Origin of the sequence: Streptomyces sp. NBC_01723, assembly GCF_036246005.1 — a bacterium.
Taxonomy (GTDB): domain Bacteria; phylum Actinomycetota; class Actinomycetes; order Streptomycetales; family Streptomycetaceae; genus Streptomyces.
This window is the reverse complement of record NZ_CP109171.1, coordinates 8,035,380-8,059,956: the sequence shown is the minus strand read 5'-3', so window position 1 is coordinate 8,059,956 and position 24,577 is coordinate 8,035,380. Positions and strand designations below refer to the sequence as shown.

The window sequence follows — 24,577 nt, the reverse complement described above, 5'->3', positions numbered from 1 at the left end:
ATGCGTGTCTTGCGGTCCGCCTTCGTCTCCGCGCTCACGTCCCCTCCGTCACTGCCGTCCCCGTCCTTCCCGTAGTCCACTCGGCCGCCCTCGCGGCCCGGCTTCTCCTGCGCGGCTGTCCCAGTCACGAAGGGCCGAATGCCCGTGGCGGCAGCACTCACACCCGGCCTTGTGGGTGGCCCACCAGTGCCGACGGCCGAAAACGGGGAACGCGTCCACCAGGGCACCCGGAAGACTGGAGGCAGGCCCATGAGCGGTGACGGCGGGACGCCGGGCAACAGCGGGTACGGCAGGAAGCCGTTCAAGCGGTCCAAGAGCCACTTCGCGGACCGGATCACCGCGGACGGCCGCGACGGCTGGCCGGTGGAGTCGGGCCGGTACCGCCTGGTGGTCAGCCGAGCCTGTCCGTGGGCGAGCCGGGCCCTGGTCTCGCGGCGGCTTCTCGGGCTGGAGGACGCCCTGTCGCTGGCGGTCGCCGATCCGATCCAGGACGACCGCAGCTGGCGGTTCACGCTGGACCCGGACGGCCGCGACCCGGTCCTCGGCATCCGCTACCTGGGCGAGGCCTACGACCGGCGGGAGACCGGCTATCCGGGCGGGGTGAGCGTTCCCGCGATCGTGGACGTGCCCACCGGGGCGCTGGTCACCAACGACTACCAGCGGATCACCCTGGACCTCGCCACCGAGTGGACTTCGCTGCACCGGCCGGGCGCACCCGACCTGTATCCCGAGTCGCGGCGCGACGAGATCGACGAGGTGATGGCCGGGGTCTACGAGGACGTCAACAACGGCGTGTACCGGGCGGGCTTCGCGACCGGCCAGGAGGAGTACGAGGCCGCGTGCGCGGGCGTGTTCCGGCGGCTGGAGCAGCTGGCGCCCCGACTGGAGCGGCAGCGCTATCTGGTCGGTGACACCGTCACCGAGGCCGACATCCGGCTGTTCACGACGCTGGTCCGGTTCGACGCCGTCTACCACGGCCACTTCAAGTGCAACCGCTGGAAGCTGGCGGAGCACCCGGTGCTGTGGGGGTACGTCCGCGACCTGTTCCAGACGCCCGGGTTCGGGGACACCGTCGACTTCGACCACATCAAGCGCCACTACTACCAGGTGCACACCGGCATCAATCCGACGGCGATCGTGCCCCTGGGCCCGGACCTCGCCGGCTGGCTCACGCCCCACCACCGGGAGGAGCTGGGCGGGCGGCCGTTCGGTGACGGCACTCCGCCGGGGCCCGTCCGGGCCGGCGAGGAGGTGCCGGTACCGGGCCGGCCCTGACCCTTCCGCACACACCACGCACCCCACGCAAGGAGAGATACGCATGGCGAAGGTCAAGAAGAAGAAGCTCCCGCTCGCCTACAAGCCCGTCGGGTTCGCGCTCGGCTGGGTGGGCGGCACGCTGGCCGGGATGGCGTTCCAGAAGACCTGGAAGCTGATCCGGCACGAGGACGACGCGCCCGACGCGCTGGACCGGGACCGCGGCTGGGGCGAGATCCTGCTGGCCGCCGCGATCCAGGGCGCCATCTTCGCGGCGGTGCGCAGCGCCGTGGACCGTACGGGCGCCAAGGCCATCGAGCGCTCGACCGGTGTGTGGCCGGTCGACAAGGGCGGAAGGGACTGACCGCGTCGCAGTCCCCTCCTCCCCGCTCCCCCGCGACGGCGCCCGGCAGGCTGTGGTCAGCCCTGCTTGGGTGCCGTCGGCGCGGTGGACAGGCGCACGGTGAAGGAGTGCCCCGCCGGGTCGGAGAAGCCGCGCTCCTCGTGCGGACCGGCCGGGTCCTTCGCCTCCACGGGGCGTCCGCCGAGCCCCACGATCGCGCGTTCGGCCTCGTCCAGCTCCGCCACCACGAAGTCCAGGTGGACCTGGAGGGAGTTCTCGGGACGGGGCCAGCTCGGCGGGGTCGCGTTGACGTCCCGCCGGAAGGCCATGCGGAAGCCGCGCGGGCCCTCGATCTCGACCCGGTTGGCGGTCGCCTCGGTCTCTTCCGCCCCCAGCAGGCCCTTGTAGAACTCGGCGAGCTTCTCGGGCTCGGCGCAGTCGAGTACCACGACGCCCGCGTTGACCGTTGCCATGTCTCCTCCGAAGGATTCCGGGCGCGGGGCCGACGTGCTCCGTGCCCTCTACCTAGCTGATATCCCGGCGGGGCCGATTCAGTCGGCGACGGCGGGCTCCTGAGGCGGGGTCATGGCCGTCCTGGGTCGACGCATCCCCCTGCCGACCAGGGCATCCGGATGCCGTGCCGCCCAGGGAATGACACGATCTCGTCGGAGGTTGCAGACCGTGCCCCTGGAACCACTCCCTATTCTGCGAGGTTCTCGATGAACACCATGCGCGCCATCGGCCAGGACGTCCTCGGCGGCCCCGAGGTCCTGAAGGAGGTACGGCCCCCGCGCCCCGAGCCGCGCCCGAACGAGGTGCTGGTGCGGGTGCGCGCCGCCGGAGTGAACCCGACCGACTGGAAGCACCGGGCGAACGGCGGCTTCCTCGGTGAGCCGCCCTTCGTACTGGGTTGGGACGTCTCGGGCACGGTGGAGGCGGTGGGGATCGGCGTGGCCGCCTTCGCGCCCGGCGACGAGGTCTTCGGCATGCTCTCGTACCCCTTCGGCCACGGCTCCCACGCGGAGTACGTCACCGCTCCCGCACGCACCTTCACGCACAAGCCGGCCGGGATCGACCACGTCCAGGCGGGCGCGCTCCCCCTGGTGTCGCTGACGGCGTGGCAGGCGCTGGTGGAGCGGGCCGACGTCCGGCCGGGACAGCGGGTGCTGATCCACGCGGCGGCCGGCGGTGTGGGCCATGTGGCGGTACAGATCGCCAAGGCCCGGGGCGCCCATGTGATCGGCACCGCCAGCGCGGGCAAGCACGAGTTCCTGCGCTCCCTGGGCGCGGACGAGACCGTGGACTACCGGGAGACGGACTTCACCGAGGCGGTGAAGGACGTGGACGTCGTGCTGGACACGATCGGCGGCGACACGTCCCTGCGCTCGCTGCGCGTACTGCGCCCCGGCGGGGTGGTGGTCTCGATCCTGCCGGTCGGGTCGGACGAGTTCTTCGAGGAGGCCGGGCGGCTCGGCGTGCGCGCGGTGCGGATGCTGGTGGACGCCGACCGGGCGGACATGGAGGCGATCGCGGCCCTGGTCGAGGCCGGGAAGCTGAAGGCCACCATCGAGAAGACGTTCCCGCTGGCCGACGCGGCCGAGGCGCACGCGCTCGGCGAGACCGGCCGCACGACGGGCAAGATCGTTCTCGTTGTCGACTGATCGACCCGGCTGTGAGATTTCGATGACATATGTCAATCGAACATGCTCATATTCGCTCGATCGGGGTAACTTTTCGTGCGGGCTGGCTGGTTGAGCCCTCCGGAAACAGGCCGGAAGCAGGCCGGAACAACCTGGAGGCAAGTTTCGTGCGGCAGGAATCGGCGTCGCCCACCCGGCATCTGCGCGTGCGCCACGACCGGGGGCACACGGTGCTGGAGTTCCACGGCGAGATCGACATCGCGTCGGCCGCGGAGATCACGCCCCATCTGGACCGGGAGACCCGGCGCCCCGGCGCCCGGGTCGTCCTGGACCTCGGCGGGATCGAGTTCTTCGACTGCTCCGGCCTGCGGCTGCTCCACCGGGCCCGCGGCCAGGTGCTCGACGGAGGCGGACAGGTCCACCTGGTGTGCGCCCACCCGCTGACCCTGCGGATGCTGCGGATCACCGGCCTGACCCGGCTGCTGCCGCCCCGGCCGACACTGGACGAGGTGCTGGGCGTCAGCCTGCCGGCCGCGCGTCGAACAGGGCGCTGACCGACTCACCGTTGTGGATGCGGCGCACGGCCTCGGCCAGTGCCGGGGCGATGGACAGGATCCGCAGCTTGTCCGTGTGGTCGTCGACGGGCACCGGCACGGTGTTGGTGCACACGATCTCCAGCACGTCCGGCTGCTCGCTGAGCCGCCCCAGCGCACCGGCCGCGAACAGCCCGTGCGTGCAGGCGAGGCGGATGGTGCGCGGACCCGACTCCCGGAGCCGGTCCAGGAGTTCCAGCACCGTACTGCCCTTGGCGATCTCGTCGTCGAGCACGATGACGTCACGCCCGGCGACGTCCCCGATCACGGCGCTGATGCTGACCCGGTCGTCGGCGTACCGCTGCTTGGCGCCGGCCGCCACCTGGGCGCCGAGCATCCGGGCGAAGGCGGCGGCCTCCTTGGCGTTGCCCAGGTCCGGCGAGACGACGGTGGTGCGGGACAGGTCGTACTGCCGGAAGTGCGCGGCCAGTTCCCGCAGCGCGTGCAGGTGGTCGACCGGGACCGGGAAGAAGCCGTGCACCTGGGGCGAGTGCAGGGTCATCGCGAGGACCCGGCCGGCGCCGGCCGCGACCAGCAGATCGGCGACCAGGCGGCCGCCCAGGGAGATGCGCGGGGCGTCCTTCTTGTCGGATCGGGCGTAGGAGTAGTGCGGCATGACGACGGTGATGCGGCCGGCCGACGCGCCGCGGGCCGCGTCGCACATCAGCAGCAGCTCGACCAGATGCTCCTGGACCGGCTTGACCAGCGGCTGGACCAGGAAGACGTCCCGCTCCCGGCAGTTGGCAAGGAGCTGCACCTCCAGGCAGTCGTTGGCGAACCGGCTGACCCGGGTGGGGCTGAGCGGCACCCCCAGCTGTGCGCAGACCTCCTCGGCCAGCTCGGGATGGGCACTACCGCTGAACACGGCGATGTCTCGCACGGCCCGCTCCTCGCGTGATCCTGTCCGGCCGGGATCCTCAGCTTACGGAAATCCGGTTGCGCCGGCCCGGGCAGCCGACGGCATGATGGCGCCGTCCGTGTTCTCCCAGGTCCCTGGGACCTCTCAGGTCAGGATCCCCCGCATGCGCCGACTCCTCGGAATCCCCCAGTGCCCCTTCCGGCCCACGGTTCCCGAGGACGCGACCGCTCATGCACCCCACGCACACCCTGAACATCGGCATTCTGGCCCACGTCGACGCCGGTAAGACCAGCCTCACCGAACGGCTGCTCTTCGACCACGGCGCGGTCGACCGGCTCGGCAGCGTCGACGCCGGTGACACCCGTACGGACGACGGCGGCATCGAGCGGCGCCGCGGCATCACCATCCGCTCCGCCGTCGCGGCGTTCACCGTCGGCGACACGCAGGTCAACCTGATCGACACCCCGGGACACTCCGACTTCGTCGCCGAGGTCGAGCGGGCCCTGGAGGTGCTCGACGGCGCGGTGCTGCTGCTCTCCGCCGTGGAGGGGGTGCAGGCGCGGACCCGCGTGCTGCTGCGCACCCTGCGACGGCTGCGGCTGCCCACGCTCGTGTTCGTCAACAAGGTCGACCGGGCCGGGGCGCGGCCCGAGGGCCTGCTCGACGACGTGCGGCGCCTGCTGACTCCGCACGTCGCGCCGCTCACGGCGGTGACGGGCGCGGGCACCGCCGACGCCCGGGTCGTGGCCCGCCCGCCGGACGAGCGGACCGCCGAGGCGCTCGCCGAGGTCGATCCGGACATCCTGGCGGCCCTGGTGGACGGTCCCGAGCCGACGCCGCACGATCTCGCCACGGCCCTCGCCGCCCGCACCGCCGACGGCTCCCTCCACCCGCTGTACCACGGCTCCGCGCTCGGCGGTCAGGGCGTCTCCGAACTGGTCGAGGGCCTGGTCTCACTGGTCCCGGCGGCCGCCGCACCGGTACGGGCCGCCTCCACGGCGCCACGCGGTACGGTCTTCGCCGTGCGCCCGGAGCCCGGCGGCGGACGGACGGCGTACCTGCGCCTTTACGACGGTGAGGTGCGCCCGCGCGAGCGGCTGGCGTTCCTGCGGCGCGAGGCCGACGGCCGGACCATCGAGGTCTCCGGCCGGGTGACCCGCCTCGACGTCGTCGGCGGGGGCGCCACGCTCACCGCCGGGAACATCGCCGCGCTCACCGTGCCGGGCGGCCTGCGCGTCGGCGACCGGCTCGGCGACCTCACCGACCGTGCGCCGCAGTTCGCGGCGCCGACGCTGCAGACCCTGGTCCGGGCGCGGCGCCCGGAGCAGGCGGCGCCGCTGCGCTCCGCGCTGCTCGCGCTGGCCGACCAGGACCCGCTGCTGCACGCCCGCCCGGCGGCGTCCGGCGCGACGGCCCTGCTGCTGTACGGCGAGGTCCAGATGGAGGTGCTGGCGGCGACGCTGGCCGAGGATTTCGGTGTCGAGGCGGAGTTCACGCCCGGCCGGGTGCGGTTGCTGGAGCGACCGGCCGGGACGGGTGAGGCGGCGGAGGAGATGCCGTGGCTCGACCACACCCGGTACTGGGCGACGGTCGGACTGCGGGTCGAGCCGGGTCCGCGCGGCTCGGGCGTGGTGTTCGCCCACGAGACGGAGCTGGGCGCCCTTCCCCGCGCCTTCCACCAGGCGGTGGAGGAGACCGTCCACGCCTCGCTGCTGACCGGGCCGGCCGGGGCGGCGGTCACCGACTGCCGGGTGACGCTGATCCGCTCCGGTTTCAGCTCGCCGCTCAGCACCGCGGCCGACTTCCGCGGGCTGACACCGATCGTGCTGCGCCGCGCCCTGCGCCGGGCGGGAACCGTGCTCTACGAGCCGTACCACGCCTTCGAGGCGGAGATCCCGCCGGACGCGCTGGCCGCCGTGACGGCTCGGCTCGCCGCGCTGGGCGCCGACTTCACCGGCACGACGGGCGGCGACCCCGCCTGGATCCTCACCGGCGAGCTGCCGGCCCGGCGGGTCCGGGAGGCCGAACTGCGACTGCCGGGACTCACCCACGGGGAGGCGGTGTGGTCGTCCCGCCCCTGCACGGACCGCCCGCTGAAGCGGCGGCGCTGAGCCGTCGTACGCCCCGCCGTACCCCCGCCCCCTGCCCTCGTCCCCCAACTGTTCTGTCTGGCGGGGGAGATGGGGGGCATCAGGGTCAGTAGGAAGGAGGGCCGTCGCCATGACGACTCCCGTCAAGAATCCCACGCGTCCCGTCGAGAGGCCCGCGAGGCGCATGCCCGGCTGGGCGAAGGTGCTGACCGCGGTCGTGGTGGTCCTCGCCGTGCTGTTCGCGGGGCTCCGGCTGAGCGTCATACCGGGCCTGAACGACCTGTTCGGCACCGAGACCAAGGACCGCTCGGGCCCCGCGCTGCTCAAGTCCATCCAGGACATCAGCCATTACGAGGCAGCCTCCGGCAACTTCCAGGTCGTCGTGGACCTGGAGAAGGACACCAAGTTCCTGCCCGACGCCGTCCGCGGCTCCCGCACCCTGTACGTCGGGGCGGGCACCGTCGACGCCTACGTCGACCTCGGGAAGGTGGGCGAGGACGACGTGACGGTCAACGACGACCGGACGTCCGCCACGCTGCGGCTGCCGCACGCCGCGCTCGGCGAGCCGGCCCTGGACCCCGACCGCTCGTACGCGGTGTCCAAGCAGCGCGGACTCCTCGACCGCCTCGGCGACCTGTTCTCGGACAACCCGAACAGCGAGCAGGCCGTGCAGAAGCTCGCGGCCCGGCACATCGGCGAGGCCGCCAAGGACAGCGAGCTGAAGACCCGCGCCGAGAGCAACACCACGGCGATGCTCCAGGGTCTGCTGCGCTCCCTCGGCTTCAAGGAGGTGCGGGTGGCCTACGGGACCTGAGCGGACCCCCCGGACCGCCGGGCATCCTCGGCGGTCCGGGGGGTAATAGCTCCGCCACGCGGGGATGTCGACTACTGGAGGAATCAAATGGCTCGTGCCGCCTCAGGGCTGCGTTTTCCGCCTCGCCCCCGCGCCGGCAAGGCGCAGGCGAAGGACGCCGACCAGCACGAACGGCGCCCGCTCCCGCTGCCGCTGCGCCTGCTGGCGACACTGTGCGCGTTCGTCTTCATGGTCGCGTTCGCCGTGGTGCTGGCCCGGCTGACCCTGAACCCCTCCCCCGCGTCCGAGGCGCTGACGCACACCAACCTGCATCCCGGGCGCTCGCTGCAGGCGTACCTGGACCAGCCGGCGCTGCGTGACGCCGTCAAGCAGGTCGGCGGGAACATCCTGCTGGGCGTGCCGTTCGGCGTGCTGGTCCCGGTCGTCGCCCCGCGCACGCGCGGGCTCCTGAAGGTGCTGCTGCTGACCGCGGTGGTGATGCTGCTGGTGGAGTTCGCACAGGGCGCCCTGGTCACCGGGCGGGCCTTCGACATCGACGACGTCATCCTCAACACCAGCGGTGCGCTGATCGGTTACCTGCTGCTGGGTCGGCGGATGAGCCGCGCGGTGCACGCGCGCAAGGTGCGGAAGGCCCGCACGTGAGGGTTCTTCAACCGCGCGAACAACCCTGCGGGCCTTTGGTGTGCTCGTAGACGTCGCCGCCGTAGCCGCGCCGCGCTCACCAGGACGGTCCACGCATGCGCCCGTCGAACCCTCCTGGTCAACCCCGTTCACCGGGCCGAGTCCACGGATCGTCCCGGATTGACCGACGCCTGACCGGTCAATCCGGGATCGAGACGAGTCCTCACGGAGACTGTTCACCATGAACGTCCCGCGTCTGCCGTCGCTACTGGGGGTGTTCGCGCACCCGGACGACGAGAGCCTCCTGGCCGGCGGCGTGCTCGCCCAGCACCACTCCGACGGCGCCCGTACCGCGTCGTCACCGCGACCTGGGCGCCCGACAGCCGCCGCACGCCCGAACTCATCGACGCGCTGCGTGTCCTGAGCGCCGGCACCCCACGCCTGCCCGGCTACGACGACGCACGCAATCCCGAGGCAGCCCCCGGCCGGCCTCGACTCGTCGACGCTCCCCTCGACGAAGTGGTCAGCCGCTCGTCACCCACATCCGAGGCTTCCGACCCGACATCGTCGTCGGGCACGACGCCCTGGGCCGGCTGACCGGCCATCCCGACCACGTACGCACGCACCAAGTCACCCTGCTCGCCGTCGAGGCGGCCGGCCTCGCCCACCTGTACCCCGAAGCGGGCCCGCCCCGGCAGCCAACGGCCCTGTACGCGGCCACGCACCCCGAGTCCGGTGTGGGCCCGCTCGGCCCGCTACGCGAAGGGGCGGGCAAATCCATCCTTGCGGTGCCGGACTCGTACGTGACCACCAGCGTCGACGTCACACGCTGGGCCGACCTGAAGTGGCGGGCGATCCTCGCGCACCGCGGCGAAGTCACACGCAAGCGGTCTCTGCCCGGCATCCTCGCCCGCCTTCCCGAAGCCGACCGCAACCGGATCTCGAGACCGAGCACTTCACCCGCCTCACCCCCGGCCCTGGAGGCGCCGTGAGGGGAACGAGTCTCGTGGGGTAGCGACTCCGAGTCCGGCCGCAGCGGATGATCGACAGGAGAGCTACCGCACTCGCGGGCGGCATGTCGCACGGGAGGTCGCGGCATACCTCGACGTAAAGCTGACCATCTGCACGAAGTGCTCCGTGGGTACACGGGGCCTGGCACCACCCGGCCGACGAAGCAGCCCGAGGAGTAGCAGTGCACCATTTCGCGGCGCCGGCGACGGCGATCTACCTGCCTGACTCGGGGAGCCTGCCACCATGGGTGGGGATCGTCCTGGGCGCCGTGGTCGTCGCGGTGGCCGGCCTGCGGCTGTACCGGCTTTGGCGGTCGTGGCGGCGACGCCGCTAGCGGCCGTACCCCGCGCCGGAAGTGAGTCCGCCCCCGGCCGGGGGAGCCACGGGTTGGCATTGAGCCGGGGGCGGTGAGGGCCACAGGGAGGAACCCTCACCTGGGCTTCCCGGCGGCCGGCCGGGGCGGACGCAGGGCGCAGCGGGATTCACCCGCGTGAGTGACCTGGCTCGCGGCGGATCGACAGCCGCTCCGCGTGCACGCCCGGCAGGGCGCCGTGGGGCTGCCCGCCATCCCCGTGCCGGTATGGCTCCCACGCACCCCCCTCGCCCCCCCGTCGGCCCCGAGGGTGACGAGACCGGGGCGCGCCCGGTGCAGGCTCCGGGCTCTGTAGTACATACTTCCGGCTTGTCCTCTCGGGCGGTGTACCCTGTCAGGGATCACATGCGGCGGGGCTCTCCGCCGTCCCCATCGACGCGTTCGGCGTCGACGCGCACCGCGCGCCCCGGCCGGAAGGAGGCGAGAGACATGGACCGTTCTGAAGCTGTTGCGGCCATAGTTGCCCCCGGCCGTGTGCCCTCGTTCCTCTGCGGCGCGCGGTAAGAATTCCCAAGCCACTCCCTGCGGCATCTGCCTGAGTTGCCTTCACCCGTGCGGTCTGCGTACGGGGTCGCAGGGCTACGCGCCCATGGACGGGGCTCCTCGCCGGTCGCCATGACGTCGGCCTGCTCCGAAGTCGCCTCAGCGGCACGCGGACGCCCTGTCCCTCGGCAGGCCCGTCGTAGACCGGTGAAACAGCAGCACTCCTGACCACACGCGAGCAGCCCACGCACGGGCCGGCCCGCACGTCGGCATGCCCTCCTGCCGGCGGCCGCCATGCCGCTCAGGGCGACGCTGCTCCGCCCGACCCGCGCGACGCCCCCTGCCCGGCTGACTCGACAGCACCCTGACCCGAAATGTGATCACCATGAGAGAACGTCACCACAGGGCATCCGCCTCTGACGGAACGGCCCCCGACAGCGCGTCAACCGACCCGCACTTCCCCGACGGGTCCACGGATGCCGGCCGGCCACCAGCGACGGCCCGCGTCTCCGACACCCCCACCACGGCCGCACCCGATCCCAAGCGCTGGTGGGCACTCGTCCCCATCTCACTCGCGCAGCTGATGGTGATCCTGGACGGGACCATCGTGAACATCGCCCTGCCCTCCGCTCAGCGCGACCTGGCCATCTCGGACTCCGGCCGGCAATGGGTGATCACCGCCTACACGCTGGCCTTCGGCGGTCTGCTGCTGCTCGGCGGCCGCGTGGCCGACCTGGTGGGCCGCAAGCGCACCTTCCTCATCGGCCTCATCGGCTTCGCCGCCGCCTCGGCGCTGGGCGGTGCGGCGGTCGATCCCTGGACGCTTTTCGCGGCGCGTGCCCTTCAGGGCGTGTTCGCTGCCCTCCTGGCACCCTCCGCACTGTCGCTGCTGACGACGACGTTCACCGAGCCCGGGGACCGCGGCAAGGCGTTCGGTGTCTACGGCGCGCTGGCGGGCGGCGGCAGCGCTCTCGGCCTCGTGCTGGGCGGCCTGCTGACCGAGTACCTGAACTGGCGCTGGTCCCTGTACGTCAACGTGCCCATCGCCGTGGCCGCGTTCCTCGGTGCTCTCGCCTTCCTGGAGCACCGCCCCAGCCTTCCGGGCGTACGCCTGGACGTGTCCGGCGCGCTGCTGGGCTGCGGCGGACTCCTCGCCATCGTGTACGGCGTCAGCGAGACCGAACTCCGCGGCTGGACAAGTCCGCTGATCCTCTCCCCACTCGCGGGCGGCACTGTCCTGCTCGCCGCCTTCGTGGTGCGACAGAGCCGCGGGGACAGTCCGCTGCTGCCCCTGCGGATCCTGAAGGACCGCACCCGGATGGGGGCGTTCGTCACGATGGGCCTGGCCACGGCCGGCATGTTCGGCGCATTCCTGTTCCTGACGTACTACTTGCAGGCCGTCCTCGGCTACTCGCCCGTCAAAACGGGGCTGGCGTTCCTGCCCATGTCGGCGGCGATCGCCGTGGGTGCGGCACAGGTCGCGGCCCGGCTGCTGCCGCGCACGGCGCCGCGGGTGCTGATGACGTCCGGCATGGTGCTGGCGGCCGCGGGCATGGTGGTGCTGACTCGTCTGGACGTGCACTCCACTTATGTCACCCACGTCCTGCCCGCGCTTTTGGTGCTCGGCCTGGGAATGGGCCTGACGTTCATGCCGGTCTACGCGACGGCGACGGCCGGAGTGGCGCCGGAGGACTCGGGCATCACGTCCGCGACGGTCACCACCTTCCAGCAGGTGGGCGGTTCCCTCGGCACGGTGCTCCTGAACAGCATCGCCGCGAGCGCCGCCGCCCGATACGTCGCCGGGCGACTGCGGGGCCCGGACCCGAAGGATCCGGTCGCAGCCGAAGGCATGGTGCACGGCTTCACCGTTGCGAGCCGGTGGTCGGCGGGCCTCCTGCTGCTCGCGGCTCTGGTGGCGGCGTGCGCGGTCACGGCCAGGGCCCCCAAGCGCTCTGAGCGCGAAATGAGGGCCTAGCCCGGCACCGCCGTAGCTCACGTCCGCCGTCTCCCCTCTCCTCGACCCTCGACTCGTCCGGCAACCGAAGGAACCCACGTCATGAATCCCCTGACCGAACACGACATCCGCACCTCGTTCGTCAACTGCTCCAAGGGAGAGGCCAAACGCCTCCCCCTGCCCAAGGACCTGGCCGACATCGACCACTGGGGCGACCTGGACTTCCTGGGGTGGTGCGATCTGTCGGCGCCCGCCCGCAGCTACCTCGTCGCCGAACGCGAGGGCGTACCGGTCGGCGTGACCCTGCGCTCGTCGTCCGCCACCCGCGGATTCCTGCGCCGCAGCATGTGCTCGCTCTGCCTGACGACCCACCCCGGCAGCGGCGTCGCCCTGATGAGCGCCCGCAAGGCGGGATCGGCCGGGCGGGAGGGAAACTCCGTCGGCCTCTACATCTGCACCGACCTCGACTGTCCGCTCTACGTACGGGGCAAGAAGAAGCCCGCACCCGGCGGACGGATGGAGGAGACCCTCACCGTCGAGCAGCAGATCGACCGCACCCGCGCCAACCTCGACGCGTTCCTGGACCGGCTCTTCAGCTGAGGCGGCCCGGCACCGTCCGGCCACATCTCGGTGATGGGCCGCATGCGGAGGTGATCGTCTTCCTGGTCGCGCCGCCGACCACGACACCGCGCTCGACTTTGGCGCGAATTTGGTCCGTACCAACGTCTTGACCACCCCTTATCTCACTACTTGAATCAAGAGGCGACACCTCAACCCCCCACCTCGGTCGGCGCCCCTCCCCGGACGCCGTACGGAAGGGAGAGCCGTGGTCCGTCCACGCCTGCTCCGCAGATGTCTCCTCGCCGCCGCCCTGTCCGCGGGGCTCGCCGCGTCCCTCGTGTCGGGCCCCGCACAGGCGGAACCCGATTCCCGTGCCGCCGACGCCGCGGCCGCCGCCGTGACGTTCTCCGACACCTTCGACGGCCCGGCCGGTTCGGCCGTCGACTCCTCGAAGTGGCAGATCGAGACCGGCGACAACGTCAACAACCACGAACGGCAGTACTACACCGCGGGCAACCGGAACGCCTCGCTGAACGGCCAGGGCCAGCTGGTCATCACGGCCCGCAAGGAGAACCCCGCCAACTACCAGTGCTGGTACGGCACCTGCCAGTACACCTCGGCCCGCCTCAACACCTCGGGCAAGTTCACGGCGCAGTACGGACATGTCGAGGCCCGGATGAAGGTGCCGCGCGGGCAGGGCATGTGGCCGGCGTTCTGGATGCTCGGCACCCCGGTGAACTGGCCGGACTCCGGCGAGATCGACATCATGGAGAACGTCGGTTTCGAACCCTCCACCGTGCACGGCACGATCCACGGCCCCGGCTACTCGGGCGCGGGCGGCATCGGCGCCGGCTACACCCTGCCGGGCGGCCAGGCCTTCGCGGACGGCTTCCACACCTTCGCGGTCGACTGGGCGCCCGACTCGATCACCTGGTCGGTGGACGGCAACGTCTACCAGCGGCGCACCCCGGCCGACCTGGGCGGGAAGCAGTGGGTGTTCAACCGTCCGTACTTCCTGATCCTCAACCTGGCGGTCGGCGGCTACTGGCCCGGCGACCCGGACGCCTCCACGGTCTTCCCGCAGTCGCTGGTGGTGGACCACGTGTCGGTGACGACGAGCGACTCCGGCACCGGCGGCGCGATCCGGGGTCTGGCCGGCAAGTGCGTGGACGTCGCCGCGGCGGGGACCGCCAACGGCACCCCCGTACAGCTCTACGACTGCAACGGCACCGCCGCCCAGCGGTGGACGGTGGGCTCCGACGGCACGATCCGGGCGCTGGGCAAGTGCCTGGACGTCAACGCGGGCGGCACGGCGGACGGCACGGTGGTCCAGCTGTGGGACTGCAACGGCAGTGCCGCCCAGCGGTGGGTCGTCACCGGCGCCCGGGACATCGTCAATCCGCAGGCCGACAAGTGCCTCGACGTCACCGGCGACAATGCGGCCAACGGCACCCGGCTGCAGATCTGGACCTGCTCGGGCGGCGCCAACCAGAAGTGGACGGTCGGCTGAGCCGCCCCCGAAGGGCCCGGGCCCGTCCCTCCTAGTGCACTGTCCAGGTGAACTTGTCCCCACCCACCCAGCGGACCACGTCCGGGTCGTCGAGGTCGTGGACCGTGATGCCGAAGGCCGCCGCGGCCTCCAGTACGTCGGTGACGGCCCTGGCCTCACCGACGACCTGGCCGTCGATCTCCACGATCCGGAACGGAGGCGTGCCCGGCTGCACCCGGAGCACGAGGATCCGCGGAGCGCCGATGTGCGGGCTGTCGATTTCGGTCATGCCTCGAGGGTAGGCCGCAACGCGCTGGCGCGAGGATCGGACCGGGCCGGGGTGCGGGTCCCGGGACGCTGGGGAACCCTGGACGTGCGGAGGAGGTCGCGGGAGGAGGTGCGGATGGAGCCCGTCGAGGCACTGGAGCGGATCGCGTTCCTCCTGGAGCGCTCCCAGGCGCCCACCTACCGGGTCCGCGCCTTCCGCACCGCCGCCCGGGTGCTCGGCGGGCTGAGCGCCGACGAGCTGCGCGAGCGGGCCGGGTCGCTGGAGTCGATGAAGGGCATCGGCCCCAAGACGGCGCAGGTGGCACGCGAGGCGCTGGCCGGGCGGACGCCCGGCTACCTGGAGAAGCTGGAGAGCGAGCCGGAGGCCCCGCGCGCGGAGGGCGGCGAGGCGCTGCGGGAGCTGCTGCGCGGCGACTGCCATCTGCACTCCGACTGGTCCGACGGCGGCAGCCCGATCGAGGAGATGGGCCGCACCGCCGCCGCGCTCGGCCACGCGTGGGCGGCGCTGACCGACCACTCGCCACGGCTGACGGTGGCGCGCGGGCTCTCCCCCGAGCGGCTGCGCGAGCAACTGGACGTGGTGGCCGGGCTGAACGAGACCTGGGCGCCGTTCCGGCTGCTGACCGGCATCGAGTGCGACATCCTCGAGGACGGTTCGCTGGACCAGGAGCCGGAGCTGCTGGAGCGGCTCGACGTGGTGGTGGTGTCCGTGCACTCCAAGCTGCGGATGGACGCCCGCAGCATGACCCGCCGCATGGTGAAGGCCGTGCGCGACCCGCACGCGGACGTCCTCGGGCACTGCACCGGGCGGCTGCTGAGCGGGCGGGGCCGGCCCGAGTCGGAGTTCGACGCGGACGAGGTGTTCGCCGCCTGCGCGGAGTCCGGCACCGCCGTGGAGATCAACAGCCGGCCCGAGCGCCTCGACCCCCCGCGGCGGCTGCTGCGCCGCGCGGTGGCGGCGGGCGTGCTGTTCTCGGTCGACACCGACGCGCACGCGCCCGGCCAGCTGGACTGGCAGATCAACGGGTGCGCGCGGGCGGAGGAGTGCGGGGTGCCGCCCGAACGGGTCGTCACCACCTGGTCCCTGGACGACCTGCTGGCCTGGACGCGGGAGGGCCGTACGCCGTCCGGCGTGGCCGGCGGGTGACGTGGTACCCGGCGGGAGGCCGGTGACCGCCGCCGGCCGGAAAGCGAGGGCGCATGGACCGCGCAGCGGTGTTCGACGTCGACGGGACCCTCGTCGACACCAATCATCTGCACGTCGTCTCCTGGTGGGAGGCGTTCCGGCAGGCCGGGCACGAGGTGTCGATGCACGCCCTGCACCGGGCCGTCGGGCTGCCCTCCTCGGACCTCGTGGGGCGGCTGCTGGGCGAGGACCGGGACAGGGACCGGGACGCGGAGCTGAGCGCCGCGCACAAGGCGCTCTACGGGCAGTACTTCGACCGCCTGCCCGCGCTGCCGGACGCCGGGAAACTGCTGCGCCGCCTGGCCGGCGACGGCTGGACGGTGGTGCTCGCCACCTCCGCCGGCGGCGCGGAGCTGGGTGCGCTGCGGCGGGCGATCGACGCGGACGACGCGATCGCGGCCACCGCGAGCGCGGACGACGTGGAGGCGGGCAAACCGTCGCCGGAGCCGGTCGAGCACGCCCTGGAGCTGGCCGGGGTGCCCGCGGAACGGGCCGTTTTCGTGGGCGACACGGTGTGGGACATGCGCGCCGGCAGCCGCGCCGGGGTGCGCTGCGTAGCGGTGCTCTGCGGCGGTCTGCCCCGCGCCGACCTGGAGGAGGCGGGCGCCGACGCCGTCTACGCCGATCCGGCCGAACTGCTGGCCTCCCTGGACCGGAGCCCGCTCGCCTGAGGCGCCGTGCCGTGACACACCTCACCCGGGGGAAGGGCCGGACGGAGGAACACCGGACGCCGCTGTCCCGTTGCAGAGGGCGTGGGTACGGATGGGACAGTGTCCCCGGGCCTCACCTATTGCCCACAGGGACGATCGTTCGGCTGAAGCCCTGTGGAGCCCTTCGCCGAGAGGCGACCGCCATCCGTACCCGCCTCAGAGCCGCCCCGGCCGTGATTCCCCCGTCGCGGTCGGGGCTTCCTTCTGTCCGCGCCCGAGTCCCGCGTGCCTTTCCGGCGCGCTGGGTACCCGGTCACCTCGTGCGGCGAACGGCCGGGAGGAGCGCAGGGTGAGCGGTGGAGCGGGAAGCAGGATCGTGGTCACGGGTGCCACCGGCAACGTGGGCACCAGCGTGGTGAGGCTTCTGTCGGAGGATCCGGAGGTGGGGTCCGTCCTGGGGCTGGCCCGGCGGATCCCCGGGTGGTCGCCGGAGCGGACGGAGTGGGCCGCGGTCGACCTGGCCTCGGACCGGGCCGACCTGAGCGCGCACTTCGCGGGCGCCGACGCGGTGGTGCACCTCGCCTGGGCCTTCCAGCCGACGCACGACCCGGCGACGACCTGGCGCACGAACGTCCTCGGCTCCATCCGGGTCTTCGAGGCGGTGGCCGCCGCCGGGGTGCCGGCGCTGGTGCACGCCTCGTCGGTGGGAGCGTACTCACCGGGGCCGAAGGACCGCGCGGTGGACGAGTCGTGGCCGACGCACGGCTGGCCGGACGCGGCATACTGCCGGGAGAAGGCCTACCTGGAACGCACCCTGGACATCTTCGAGCGGGACCACCCGGGGATCAGGGTGGTGCGGATGCGTCCCGCGTTCCTGTTCAAGCGGGAGTCGGCCAGTGAGCAGCGCCGGATCTTCGGCGGCAGGTTCCTGCCGGGCCCGGCGGCCCGCCCCGGGGCGCTGCCCTTCCTGCCGGACGTCCCCGGTCTGCGGGTGCAGGCGCTGCACACCGACGACGCGGCCCACGCCTATCGGCTGGCGGTGCGCTCCGAGGACGCGCGGGGTCCCTACAACCTCGCCGCGGAGCCGGTCGTGGACGCGGAGGTGCTGGGCGAGATGTTCGGTGCGCGTCCGGTCCGGCTGCCCCGGACCGCGGCCCGTTCGGCGATCGCCGCCGCGTGGGGGCTGCGGCTGCTGCCGGCGTCGCCGCACCTGTTCGACGCGGTGCTGCGGCTGCCGCTGATGGACTGCACGCGGGCTCGGGTGGAGCTGGGCTGGCGCGCGACGCGTTCGGCCACGGAGGTGCTGGAGGAGTTCCTGGACGGCCTGCGCGAGGGCGCGGGCGCGGACACGGCACCGATGCGGGGACGCAAGGTCGGCTGAGCGGCGCCCGCCCCGTGGGGGCGCGGCACGCTTCAGGGGGCGGGCACCTGGCCCGCCCCCTGATCCGTCTTCGTGCGCCGTCAGCCGGAGGACTCGTCGGGCACCGGGTGCTCCGGGTGGACCGCGGCCGAGTGCGGCGCGCCCTGGCGACCGGTTCCGGCCTCGTCCGTGTCGGGGACGTCGTCGGCGGGTTCGGCAGCGTCCTCGCCACTCTCCTCGCCGCCGGTCCCGGTGTCCTCGTCGCGGCCCGCCGCGTCCGCCGGGTCGCCCTGCAGGTGCTCGCGCTGCTCGCGGGTGGGCGCCGCGGCCTCCCACGGGTCGTCGCCGGTCCCGGCTTGCTGGTCCGGCAGGTCCCGGGGAACGGGGGCGCCGTCCTCGCCCGGACCCTCCTGGCGGTGGTCGGTCACTGCGCGCTCCTTCCGGTGGTGCTCCTCCACGTCCGGCCGCACCGGGTACCCCGCGCCACCTCGCGTAACCTCAGTGCGGCGTCCGCTCCTCCAGCGCCGTACGCCAGGCGGGGACCGGGTATTCGGGGGCCGGCTCGGGGCGTCGGCCGCCGCGCGCGAAGAAGTCGGCCAGGGGCAGGATCGCGGCGCCCACGGTGACGGCGTCCGGGCCGAGCCGCCCCAGGTCGACCGTCACCTTCCGGGCCGGGTGGCGCAGCGCGTACGACACGGCGTGGCGGCGGACGGCGGGCAGGAAGCGGGTGCCGAGCTGGAGGCCCGCCCAGCCGCCGATGAGGATGCGCTCGGGCTGGAAGAGGTTGATCAGGTCGGACAGGCCGGCGCCCAGGTACTCGGCGGTCTCCTCCAGGACGGCGAGCGCGACCGGGTCGGGCGCCTCGCCCTCCGGCGGATAGGCGGCGGCGAGCATGGCGGTCAGGGCGGTCTCCTCGTCGGCGCCCCCGGGCACCGAACCGCCCTCCTCCCGCCAGCGGGCCAGCAGCGACTCGGCGCCCGCGTACGCCTCCAGGCAGCCGAGCGCGCCGCAGCGGCAGCGGCGTCCCCTGACCCGGACCGTCAGGTGCCCCCATTCGACCGCCCGGCCCTGCTCGGCCTCGGGCGTGACGAGGCTGGCGCCGACGCCGGACCCGAAGAGGACGACGACGGCGTTGCGGGCACCGCGTCCGGCGCCGAACCACATCTCGGCCTGGCCGAGGGTCTTGGCGCCGTTGTCGATGAAATGGGGAACGGTGTCGGGCAGCGGGGACCCGGCGCGCAGCAGGGCCTCCAGCGGGACCGCGTCCCAGCCGATGGTCTGGCCGTGCACCACGGCGCCGAGGTCCTCGGTGTGCTCGACGATGCCGGGGACACCGATCCCGGCGCCGAGCAGCCGCTCCGGCGGGAGACCGGCCGCGGCCAGCACCTCGGCGATGCCGTCGCGGATGTGGCCGACGATGACCTCGACGTCGTAGCCCTGCTGGGTCAGCGGGCGTTCGGCGCGGGCGAGTTCGGTGAGCGTCAGGTCGAACAGTTCGACGCGCACCCGGGTCTCGCCGACGTCCACGCCGATCATGTGGCCGCTGGCGGGGGCCACCCGCAGCAGGGTGCGGGGCCTGCCGCCGTCGGAGTCGACGCTGCCGGCCTCCTCCACCAGGCCGTCGGCGACGAGGTCGGCGACGACGTTGCTGACGGAGCCGGAGCTGAGTCCGGTCGCCGGGCCCAGTTCGAAGCGGCTGAGCGGTCCGTCGAAGTAGAGCCGCTGGAGTACGGCCGTACGGTTGGCCCTTCTCAGGTCGCGCACCGTGCGCCCGTTCCGCCCCGCCATGTGGCTCCTTCCGTACCGTGCCCGGTGTGCAACATACCTCTGACGCGCGGCAGCACGCGACTTCCCTCTGCCCTTAATTCATGCTATGAAATCCCGCTCGCCGAAATGCGGTGGCCCTTCCGCTGGCGACTATCTACGCTAGGCGAAAACCTAGGGCATCTAGGTTTGGCCATCCAGGTCTTCCACTCCGGCACCCGAAGGGGAGGCTCCCCCATGAGAGCACTCGTCGAGCAGGACATCCGCACCTCTTTCATCAACTGCTCCAAGGGAGAGGCGAAGCGCCTGCCCCTCCCGCGCGATCTCGGCGAACGCCCCTGGGACGATCTCGACTTCCTCGGCTGGCGGGATCCCGGGGCACCCGACCGCAGTTATCTGGTCGCGGACCTGGACGGACGGCTGACCGGCCTGTCGCTGCGGTTCCAGCAGGCCCGGGCCGGTTACTTCCAGCGCAGCCTGTGCGCGCTGTGCCTGACCACCCACCCCCGGGGCGGCGTGTCGCTGATGACGGCGCGCAGGGCCGGGGCGGCCGGACGCGAGGGCAACTCGGTCGGCCTGTACATGTGCACCGACCTGGCCTGCTCGCTGTACCTGCGGGGCAGGAAGGTGTCGCAGAGTGGCGCCCGTTTCGAGGAGAGCCTCACCCTGGAGGAACAGATCGAGCGGACCCTGGGCAATCTGTCCGCCTTCCTCGCCAAGGTGACCGCCTGACGAGCGCGGCCAACGCCGACGCAGGCCGCCGTACGGCGCGTAGGAACCACTCCCATCCCCTTTGTCCGGTTACCGTCCTGTCCGGAACACGTTCGAGGCGCCCGGGGAAGGGAACAGCCCGAGGATGCGTGATGTACGGGAGGCCGCGAAGTCGGCTCTGCGGCGGGTGAAGTGGCTCAGGGACCCCATGGTCGTGCAGGCCCTGCGCTCGGCCGCCGCCGCCTCGATCGCCTATGTCATCGCGGTGCGGCTGAGCCCGGACAAGTCGGCGGCACCGCTCACCGCGCCCCTGACCGCGCTTCTGGTCGTCCAGGTCACGCTGTACGCCACGCTCAAGATGAGCTTCCGCAGGGTGAACGCCGTGGTGGCCGGAGTGCTGGTCGCCATCGCCTTCAGCCAGTTGGTCGGGCTGAGCTGGTGGAGCCTGGCCCTGCTGATCGTGGCGGCGCTGGGCGTCGGGCATCTGGTGCGGGCGCACGAGTTCGTGGCCGAGGTGGCGATCAGCGCGATGCTGGTGCTCGGTGTGACCTCGCACGGCAGCCTCGCGTGGGCCCGGGTGGTGGAGACCCTGATCGGGGCGATCGTCGGACTGTCCTTCAACCTGGTCCTCGCCCCTCCGGTCTGGGTGGAGCAGGCGGGCGAGTCCATCGAGGAACTGGCCCGGCGGGTGCGCCAGCTGATGCTGCGTATGGGCGAGGAGGCCGCCGACAGCACGCCGTTCCACGAGGCGGCGGCCCGGCTGCACGAGGCGCGCCGGCTGGACCACGACATCGGGGAGGTGGACGAGGACCTGCGGCAGGCCGAGGACAGTCTGCGGCTCAACCCCCGGGTGCGGGAGGGACTGCTGCACCGGGTGGTGCTGCGCACCGGTCTGGACACCCTGGAGATCTGCACGGTGGTCATGCGGGTGCTCGCGCGCAGCTTCACCGACCTCGCGAAGGAACGTGAGCCCGAGCCCCTGTTCCCACCGGAGACGGGCGCCACCATCCAGCAGTTGCTGTCCGAGATCGCCGACGCCGTGGTGAGCTTCGCGGTGCTGGTCACCACCAGCGCCAGCGAGAACGCCGAGTCCGCGGAGGAGCGCCTCTCCAGCGAGCTGCGCCAGGCGGCGGCCACCCGGGACCGGCTGGCCGAACTGCTCCTGGAGGAGGTCAGGCGCGACTCCCGACAGTGGCAGCTGCGGGGCGCGGTGCTGGCCGAGGTCAACCGGATCATCGACGAGATGGACACCGAGCACCGCTCGCGGCGGCTCCTGGAGGAGCTGGACCGGCACACGCGCGAGCTGCGTGAACGCATGCCTCGGCTGACCCGGCTGCGGGACCGGGGACGGGCGGTGCTGCGGAAGCGGAACCGCAGCGGCGCCGCGCGGCGTTCCCCTTGAGGAAGAGCGGACGACGACGAGGGGGCGTACGGATGACCGACACCAGCGTGCGGATCGACGGGAACCGGCTGCTGCTGCCGGGCGGGGCCGCGGTGCGGTTCATCCGCACCCTGCGGCTGCCCGAGCAGGGCACCCACCCGCTGCCGCCCGGGCTCGGCGAGTTCCCGGTCCGCCGCGTCGCCGACTACGCAGACACGGTCCCCGAGTCCTGGCGGGCCCGCGGCGGCGTGATGCTGCCGGTGTACCTGCGGGAGGCCATGTGGCTGAGTTTCGCGGGCACGCGGGAGCCCACCGCGCTCCAGGTCGGGGTGGGCAAGGTGTGCGCGGTCTCGGGCAGGCCCTGGAGCGCCCGGCTGTCCCGCGATCCGCAGAACTACGTGGTCCTGCCCCGCCAGCCCTGGCTGGACGGCATCAACTCCGGGACGGGCACGGTGCGGCAGTTCGTGGCGGTGCCGCTCGGCATGGGGGCGACCGTCGAGGGCCAGGTCACCGGCGAGGAGGTCTGGGGCGGGGTCCAGTTGCAGGACTTCCGTCTCAACGACCGGGAACGGGAGCGGTGGCGGGAGGCGGAGCGGCGGCGCGCCGAGTTCGCGCGCCGGGCGGCCCCTCCCGGTGGTGCCTTCGGGGCGGCGATGCCGGCTCCGGCCGCCCCCGGCGCGGCCGCCGCCTACGGGGGCGCGGCCCGGTCCCGGTCCGCGCCCGCGATGGGGCTGGGCGTCGGCGGGTCCATGCGCCAGGAGGTGTACCGGGACGAACGGCCGCTGGAACACTGGGCCGACAGCCCGGCGGGCCGGGTCTTCGTGCACCTGGTGACGCCGCCGGAGTGGCGTCGGGTCACGGGCGAGGAGCCGCCGCCGTCCCCGGTGGACCGGGCCGCGTACACACGGGCGGGCCTGCCCTGGTACGACTACTACGACCAGGACTCCCAGGACCTCGCGCCCACCGAGCCGCTGCGGGACGTCAAGCCGGTCGGCGAGTGGCTCGGGGACGACCACGAGCCGTGGCAGGCACCCGGGCAGCAGCAGGTCCGGCCGTTGAAGGACGCGCAGGGCAAGCCGGTGGAGGACGGGGACTGGTAGGAGGCGGCGGGCCGGTGGGAGAGCCAACGGGAGCGATGCGAGGAGCAGGCGCGTGAGCGGTGACGGCTGGAGCAGGCGGCGGTTCGTCGGGCTGCTCGCCCGGACGGCCGGGGCGGCGGCGCTGCCCGCGGCGGCGGGGTGCGGCGGTGCGCCGGACCCGTCGTCTCCGGCGCCCTCCCCGACACCCACGGCGCCGGGCGCGGGCGCCTCGGGCAGACAGGGCGACTCCACCGGCCCGCGCCCGCTGTACATCGGCACGTACACCTCGGCCGAAGACGGCGGCAAGGGCGTCGGCCTCGCCGACTACGACCCCGGCACCGGGCGGACGACCGGCCGTGGCGTCCTCACCGGCGTCGGCGATCCCTCGTACCTCGCGGCGCATCCCGACGGGCGCACCCTGTACGCGGTGAGCGAGCGCGAGGAGGGAGCGGTGACCGCCGTCCGGCTGTCCGACCGGACGGTCCTGGGCAGCCGGAGCACCGGAGGCGCCGCGCCCTGTCACCTGTCCGTGCATCCGGGCGGGCGCTGGCTGCTCAGCGCCAACTACGGTTCGGGCAGTGTCGCCGTGCACCCGATCGACGCCTCGGGCGCGCTCGGGGAGCGCACCGACCTGGTGGCCCACTCCACTCCCCCGCCCGGCCCCGGACAACAGGGGCCGCACGCGCACCAGATCGTCACCGCTCCCGACGGCGGCCACGTCCTCGCGGTGGACCTCGGCACGGACACCGTGTACACCTACCGGCTGGACGAGGCGTCGGGCAGGCTCACCGAGGTCGCGCGGGCCCGGACCCGGCCGGGTGCCGGACCCCGCCACCTCACCTTCCACCCCGGCGGCCGCCACGCCTACCTCGCCAACGAGGTCGACGACACGGTCGCGGTCTGCTCCTACGACCCCGGGACGGGCCGCCTGACCGTCGGCGAGGCGCAGTCCACGGGCACGGGGTCCGGCACCAATCACCCGGCGCAGATCCTGGTGACGGCGGACGGCTCGCACGCCTTCCTCGCCAACCGGGGGCACAACAGCCTCGCGCGCTACGCGGTGGAGGCGGACGGCGCCCGGCTGCGGCTGCTCGGCACGGTGCCGGTGGGCGGCGACTTCCCGCGGCAGATCGCCTTCTCCCCGGACGGCGGCCTGCTCTTCGCGGCGAACCAGAGATCCGGCACCGTCAGCGTCTTCCGCGTGTCCGAGGGCGGTGAACTGCGCTCCGCCGGGGAGCCGTTCGCCTCACCCGTCGCCGTCTGTGCGCTGCCGCTGTAGGGCCCGGGGGCAGGAGGCGGCGCTCGCCTGCGACAGCAGCACGTGCACCCGCTCCGTGAGCTGCCCGATGTCGTCGGCCGGCGCGTGGAAGGGCAGGCGTACGTCGCCGTGGGCGCGGGCGCGCTCGATGCGCAGGGTCAGCCCGTGCCGGTCGACGGCGAGCGGCCGCACCCGGACCGCGCCGTGCAGGCTGTCGGCCTCGACCAGCCGGGTCAGGCGCTCCACCGCGTCGCCGTGGCAGTCCGCGAGGTGGGTCAGCAGCCGGGCCTCGGCCGACGCCAGCGGGTCGGGCTCGGCGGCGGCGAACTCGTCGAGGTCGACCACCACCGAACCGGACGGCCGCCGCAGCACCACACGCGTGGGCCGGAACGCCAAGTGCCCGTCCGCCACGGCGAACCACCCGGCGAGCCAGAGCCGGGCCCTGATCCGGCCCCGCACCGGGACGGGCGCCACGTCGGCGAACTCCAGCACGGCGGACGGCTCTCCGCGCGGCGCGCAGATCGCCGCCCCGAGCAGGGCGCTGTCCTCGGGCACGTGCAGGAACACCTGGCCGTCGTCGCCGACCGTGTGCGCGCCGACGAACTCCTCGCGGCCGCCTTCCGCGGTCACCGCGCAGGACCAGGCGGCGGCGAGTACGGAGCGGGCCTGCTCCGCCGCGGCAGGCGCGGCCGTCCAGGCGTGGCTGTCACCCATCCTCAACCTCCGTCATCATTTCATTAGGTAAGGCTCACCTAACCTATCGGAGTTCGAGGCGTGCGCCAACCAGGACGCGTGATCTTTGCGAGACCTTTTCA

General features: G+C 73.0%; 24 protein-coding genes and 1 pseudogene. 19 read left to right on the top strand and 6 right to left on the bottom strand.

The features are described from left to right. Positions 1–249: 249 nt before the first annotated feature. Entirely contained in the window at positions 250–1,275 is a 1,026-nt protein-coding gene (locus OIE75_RS37435; protein ID WP_125494399.1) for a glutathione S-transferase family protein, read from the top strand. A 43-nt stretch (positions 1,276–1,318) separates the two neighbouring features. Continuing rightward, positions 1,319–1,618 (top strand): DUF4235 domain-containing protein, encoded by a 300-nt coding sequence (locus tag OIE75_RS37430; RefSeq protein WP_307016751.1) that lies wholly within the window; start codon positions 1,319–1,321, stop codon positions 1,616–1,618. 56 nt (positions 1,619–1,674) lie between these two features. Here the strand turns inward: OIE75_RS37430 and OIE75_RS37425 are convergent, their stop codons facing one another. After that, positions 1,675–2,070, bottom strand: a complete 396-nt coding sequence (locus OIE75_RS37425; RefSeq protein WP_125493151.1) for a VOC family protein — start codon at positions 2,068–2,070, stop codon at positions 1,675–1,677. A gap of 246 nt (positions 2,071–2,316) precedes the next feature. On the opposite strand from OIE75_RS37425, the gene OIE75_RS37420 reads away from it, so the two are divergent. Continuing rightward, positions 2,317–3,258 (top strand): NADP-dependent oxidoreductase, encoded by a 942-nt coding sequence (locus tag OIE75_RS37420; protein ID WP_307016749.1) that lies wholly within the window; start codon positions 2,317–2,319, stop codon positions 3,256–3,258. 146 nt (positions 3,259–3,404) lie between these two features. Continuing rightward, on the top strand, positions 3,405–3,791 hold the full coding sequence (locus OIE75_RS37415) for an anti-sigma factor antagonist (RefSeq protein WP_122615223.1): 387 nt from the start codon (positions 3,405–3,407) through the stop codon (positions 3,789–3,791). On the opposite strand, the gene OIE75_RS37410 is transcribed toward OIE75_RS37415, so the two are convergent. Beyond that, positions 3,757–4,710, bottom strand: coding sequence for a ribose-phosphate diphosphokinase (locus OIE75_RS37410; RefSeq protein WP_307016748.1), 954 nt, complete (start codon positions 4,708–4,710; stop codon positions 3,757–3,759). The genes OIE75_RS37415 and OIE75_RS37410 overlap by 35 nt on opposite strands. 209 nt (positions 4,711–4,919) lie before the next feature. Between OIE75_RS37410 and otr(A) the strand changes: the two genes are divergently transcribed. From otr(A) to OIE75_RS37370, 8 genes and pseudogenes are all read left to right on the top strand, one after another. Continuing rightward, positions 4,920–6,800: a tetracycline resistance ribosomal protection protein Otr(A) gene (otr(A), locus tag OIE75_RS37405; RefSeq protein WP_329473572.1), complete on the top strand. Its 1,881-nt coding sequence runs from the start codon at positions 4,920–4,922 to the stop codon at positions 6,798–6,800. A gap of 109 nt (positions 6,801–6,909) precedes the next feature. Continuing rightward, entirely contained in the window at positions 6,910–7,593 is a 684-nt protein-coding gene (locus tag OIE75_RS37400) for a DUF4230 domain-containing protein (RefSeq protein ID WP_307016746.1), read from the top strand. An 87-nt stretch (positions 7,594–7,680) separates the two neighbouring features. Beyond that, positions 7,681–8,235 carry a VanZ family protein gene (locus OIE75_RS37395; protein ID WP_307016744.1) on the top strand — a complete coding sequence of 185 codons (555 nt, stop codon included), beginning with the start codon at positions 7,681–7,683 and terminating at the stop codon, positions 8,233–8,235. A gap of 220 nt (positions 8,236–8,455) precedes the next feature. After that, positions 8,456–9,229 (top strand): annotated as a pseudogene (locus OIE75_RS37390) (PIG-L deacetylase family protein). A 177-nt stretch (positions 9,230–9,406) separates the two neighbouring features. Continuing rightward, complete coding sequence (locus tag OIE75_RS37385; protein WP_329473571.1) at positions 9,407–9,559, top strand: hypothetical protein; 153 nt, start codon at positions 9,407–9,409, stop codon at positions 9,557–9,559. A gap of 907 nt (positions 9,560–10,466) precedes the next feature. After that, complete coding sequence (locus tag OIE75_RS37380) at positions 10,467–12,056, top strand: MFS transporter (protein ID WP_329473570.1); 1,590 nt, start codon at positions 10,467–10,469, stop codon at positions 12,054–12,056. 81 nt (positions 12,057–12,137) lie between these two features. Beyond that, a complete protein-coding gene (locus OIE75_RS37375; protein WP_329473569.1) occupies positions 12,138–12,635 on the top strand; it encodes an FBP domain-containing protein in 498 nt (165 codons plus the stop codon). A gap of 226 nt (positions 12,636–12,861) precedes the next feature. Continuing rightward, positions 12,862–14,106, top strand: a complete 1,245-nt coding sequence (locus OIE75_RS37370; RefSeq protein WP_307016739.1) for a glycoside hydrolase family 16 protein — start codon at positions 12,862–12,864, stop codon at positions 14,104–14,106. A 31-nt stretch (positions 14,107–14,137) separates the two neighbouring features. On the opposite strand, the gene OIE75_RS37365 is transcribed toward OIE75_RS37370, so the two are convergent. Continuing rightward, on the bottom strand, positions 14,138–14,374 hold the full coding sequence (locus OIE75_RS37365) for a hypothetical protein (RefSeq protein WP_161331518.1): 237 nt from the start codon (positions 14,372–14,374) through the stop codon (positions 14,138–14,140). 114 nt (positions 14,375–14,488) lie between these two features. Between OIE75_RS37365 and OIE75_RS37360 the strand changes: the two genes are divergently transcribed. The 3 genes from OIE75_RS37360 (at position 14,489) to OIE75_RS37350 (ending at position 17,590) form a co-directional block, all read left to right on the top strand. Then, a complete protein-coding gene (locus tag OIE75_RS37360) occupies positions 14,489–15,520 on the top strand; it encodes a PHP domain-containing protein (RefSeq protein WP_307016738.1) in 1,032 nt (343 codons plus the stop codon). Between the two features lie 53 nt (positions 15,521–15,573). Further along, positions 15,574–16,230, top strand: a complete 657-nt coding sequence (locus OIE75_RS37355; RefSeq protein WP_329473568.1) for an HAD family hydrolase — start codon at positions 15,574–15,576, stop codon at positions 16,228–16,230. Between the two features lie 328 nt (positions 16,231–16,558). Beyond that, positions 16,559–17,590: an SDR family oxidoreductase gene (locus tag OIE75_RS37350; RefSeq protein ID WP_307016735.1), complete on the top strand. Its 1,032-nt coding sequence runs from the start codon at positions 16,559–16,561 to the stop codon at positions 17,588–17,590. Positions 17,591–17,670: 80 nt separating this feature from the next. Here the strand turns inward: OIE75_RS37350 and OIE75_RS37345 are convergent, their stop codons facing one another. Further along, positions 17,671–17,997, bottom strand: a complete 327-nt coding sequence (locus tag OIE75_RS37345) for a hypothetical protein (protein WP_307016734.1) — start codon at positions 17,995–17,997, stop codon at positions 17,671–17,673. A gap of 70 nt (positions 17,998–18,067) precedes the next feature. Beyond that, complete coding sequence (locus OIE75_RS37340; RefSeq protein WP_307016733.1) at positions 18,068–19,357, bottom strand: ROK family transcriptional regulator; 1,290 nt, start codon at positions 19,355–19,357, stop codon at positions 18,068–18,070. Between the two features lie 213 nt (positions 19,358–19,570). On the opposite strand from OIE75_RS37340, the gene OIE75_RS37335 reads away from it, so the two are divergent. From OIE75_RS37335 to OIE75_RS37320, 4 genes are all read left to right on the top strand, one after another. Beyond that, positions 19,571–20,065, top strand: coding sequence for an FBP domain-containing protein (locus tag OIE75_RS37335; RefSeq protein ID WP_122615235.1), 495 nt, complete (start codon positions 19,571–19,573; stop codon positions 20,063–20,065). A 124-nt stretch (positions 20,066–20,189) separates the two neighbouring features. Next, positions 20,190–21,446, top strand: coding sequence for an FUSC family protein (locus OIE75_RS37330; protein ID WP_307016732.1), 1,257 nt, complete (start codon positions 20,190–20,192; stop codon positions 21,444–21,446). Between the two features lie 32 nt (positions 21,447–21,478). Beyond that, on the top strand, positions 21,479–22,525 hold the full coding sequence (locus OIE75_RS37325) for a hypothetical protein (RefSeq protein WP_329473567.1): 1,047 nt from the start codon (positions 21,479–21,481) through the stop codon (positions 22,523–22,525). A 52-nt stretch (positions 22,526–22,577) separates the two neighbouring features. Further along, positions 22,578–23,783: a lactonase family protein gene (locus OIE75_RS37320; protein WP_329473566.1), complete on the top strand. Its 1,206-nt coding sequence runs from the start codon at positions 22,578–22,580 to the stop codon at positions 23,781–23,783. Here OIE75_RS37320 and OIE75_RS37315 read toward each other — a convergent pair. Then, positions 23,751–24,476, bottom strand: coding sequence for a DUF2470 domain-containing protein (locus tag OIE75_RS37315; protein ID WP_307016728.1), 726 nt, complete (start codon positions 24,474–24,476; stop codon positions 23,751–23,753). The genes OIE75_RS37320 and OIE75_RS37315 overlap by 33 nt on opposite strands. Positions 24,477–24,577 lie beyond the last annotated feature (101 nt).

Coding starts and splice junctions, on each gene's coding strand:
- OIE75_RS37435 (WP_125494399.1), top strand. CDS start 250: ATGAGCGGTGACGGCGGGACGCCGGGCAACAGCGGGTACGGCAGGAAG.
- OIE75_RS37430 (WP_307016751.1), top strand. CDS start 1,319: ATGGCGAAGGTCAAGAAGAAGAAGCTCCCGCTCGCCTACAAGCCCGTC.
- OIE75_RS37425 (WP_125493151.1), bottom strand. CDS start 2,070: ATGGCAACGGTCAACGCGGGCGTCGTGGTACTCGACTGCGCCGAGCCC.
- OIE75_RS37420 (WP_307016749.1), top strand. CDS start 2,317: ATGAACACCATGCGCGCCATCGGCCAGGACGTCCTCGGCGGCCCCGAG.
- OIE75_RS37400 (WP_307016746.1), top strand. CDS start 6,910: ATGACGACTCCCGTCAAGAATCCCACGCGTCCCGTCGAGAGGCCCGCG.
- OIE75_RS37395 (WP_307016744.1), top strand. CDS start 7,681: ATGGCTCGTGCCGCCTCAGGGCTGCGTTTTCCGCCTCGCCCCCGCGCC.
- OIE75_RS37380 (WP_329473570.1), top strand. CDS start 10,467: ATGAGAGAACGTCACCACAGGGCATCCGCCTCTGACGGAACGGCCCCC.
- OIE75_RS37375 (WP_329473569.1), top strand. CDS start 12,138: ATGAATCCCCTGACCGAACACGACATCCGCACCTCGTTCGTCAACTGC.
- OIE75_RS37365 (WP_161331518.1), bottom strand. CDS start 14,374: ATGACCGAAATCGACAGCCCGCACATCGGCGCTCCGCGGATCCTCGTG.
- OIE75_RS37360 (WP_307016738.1), top strand. CDS start 14,489: ATGGAGCCCGTCGAGGCACTGGAGCGGATCGCGTTCCTCCTGGAGCGC.
- OIE75_RS37355 (WP_329473568.1), top strand. CDS start 15,574: ATGGACCGCGCAGCGGTGTTCGACGTCGACGGGACCCTCGTCGACACC.
- OIE75_RS37340 (WP_307016733.1), bottom strand. CDS start 19,357: ATGGCGGGGCGGAACGGGCGCACGGTGCGCGACCTGAGAAGGGCCAAC.
- OIE75_RS37335 (WP_122615235.1), top strand. CDS start 19,571: ATGAGAGCACTCGTCGAGCAGGACATCCGCACCTCTTTCATCAACTGC.
- OIE75_RS37330 (WP_307016732.1), top strand. CDS start 20,190: ATGCGTGATGTACGGGAGGCCGCGAAGTCGGCTCTGCGGCGGGTGAAG.
- OIE75_RS37325 (WP_329473567.1), top strand. CDS start 21,479: ATGACCGACACCAGCGTGCGGATCGACGGGAACCGGCTGCTGCTGCCG.
- OIE75_RS37315 (WP_307016728.1), bottom strand. CDS start 24,476: ATGGGTGACAGCCACGCCTGGACGGCCGCGCCTGCCGCGGCGGAGCAG.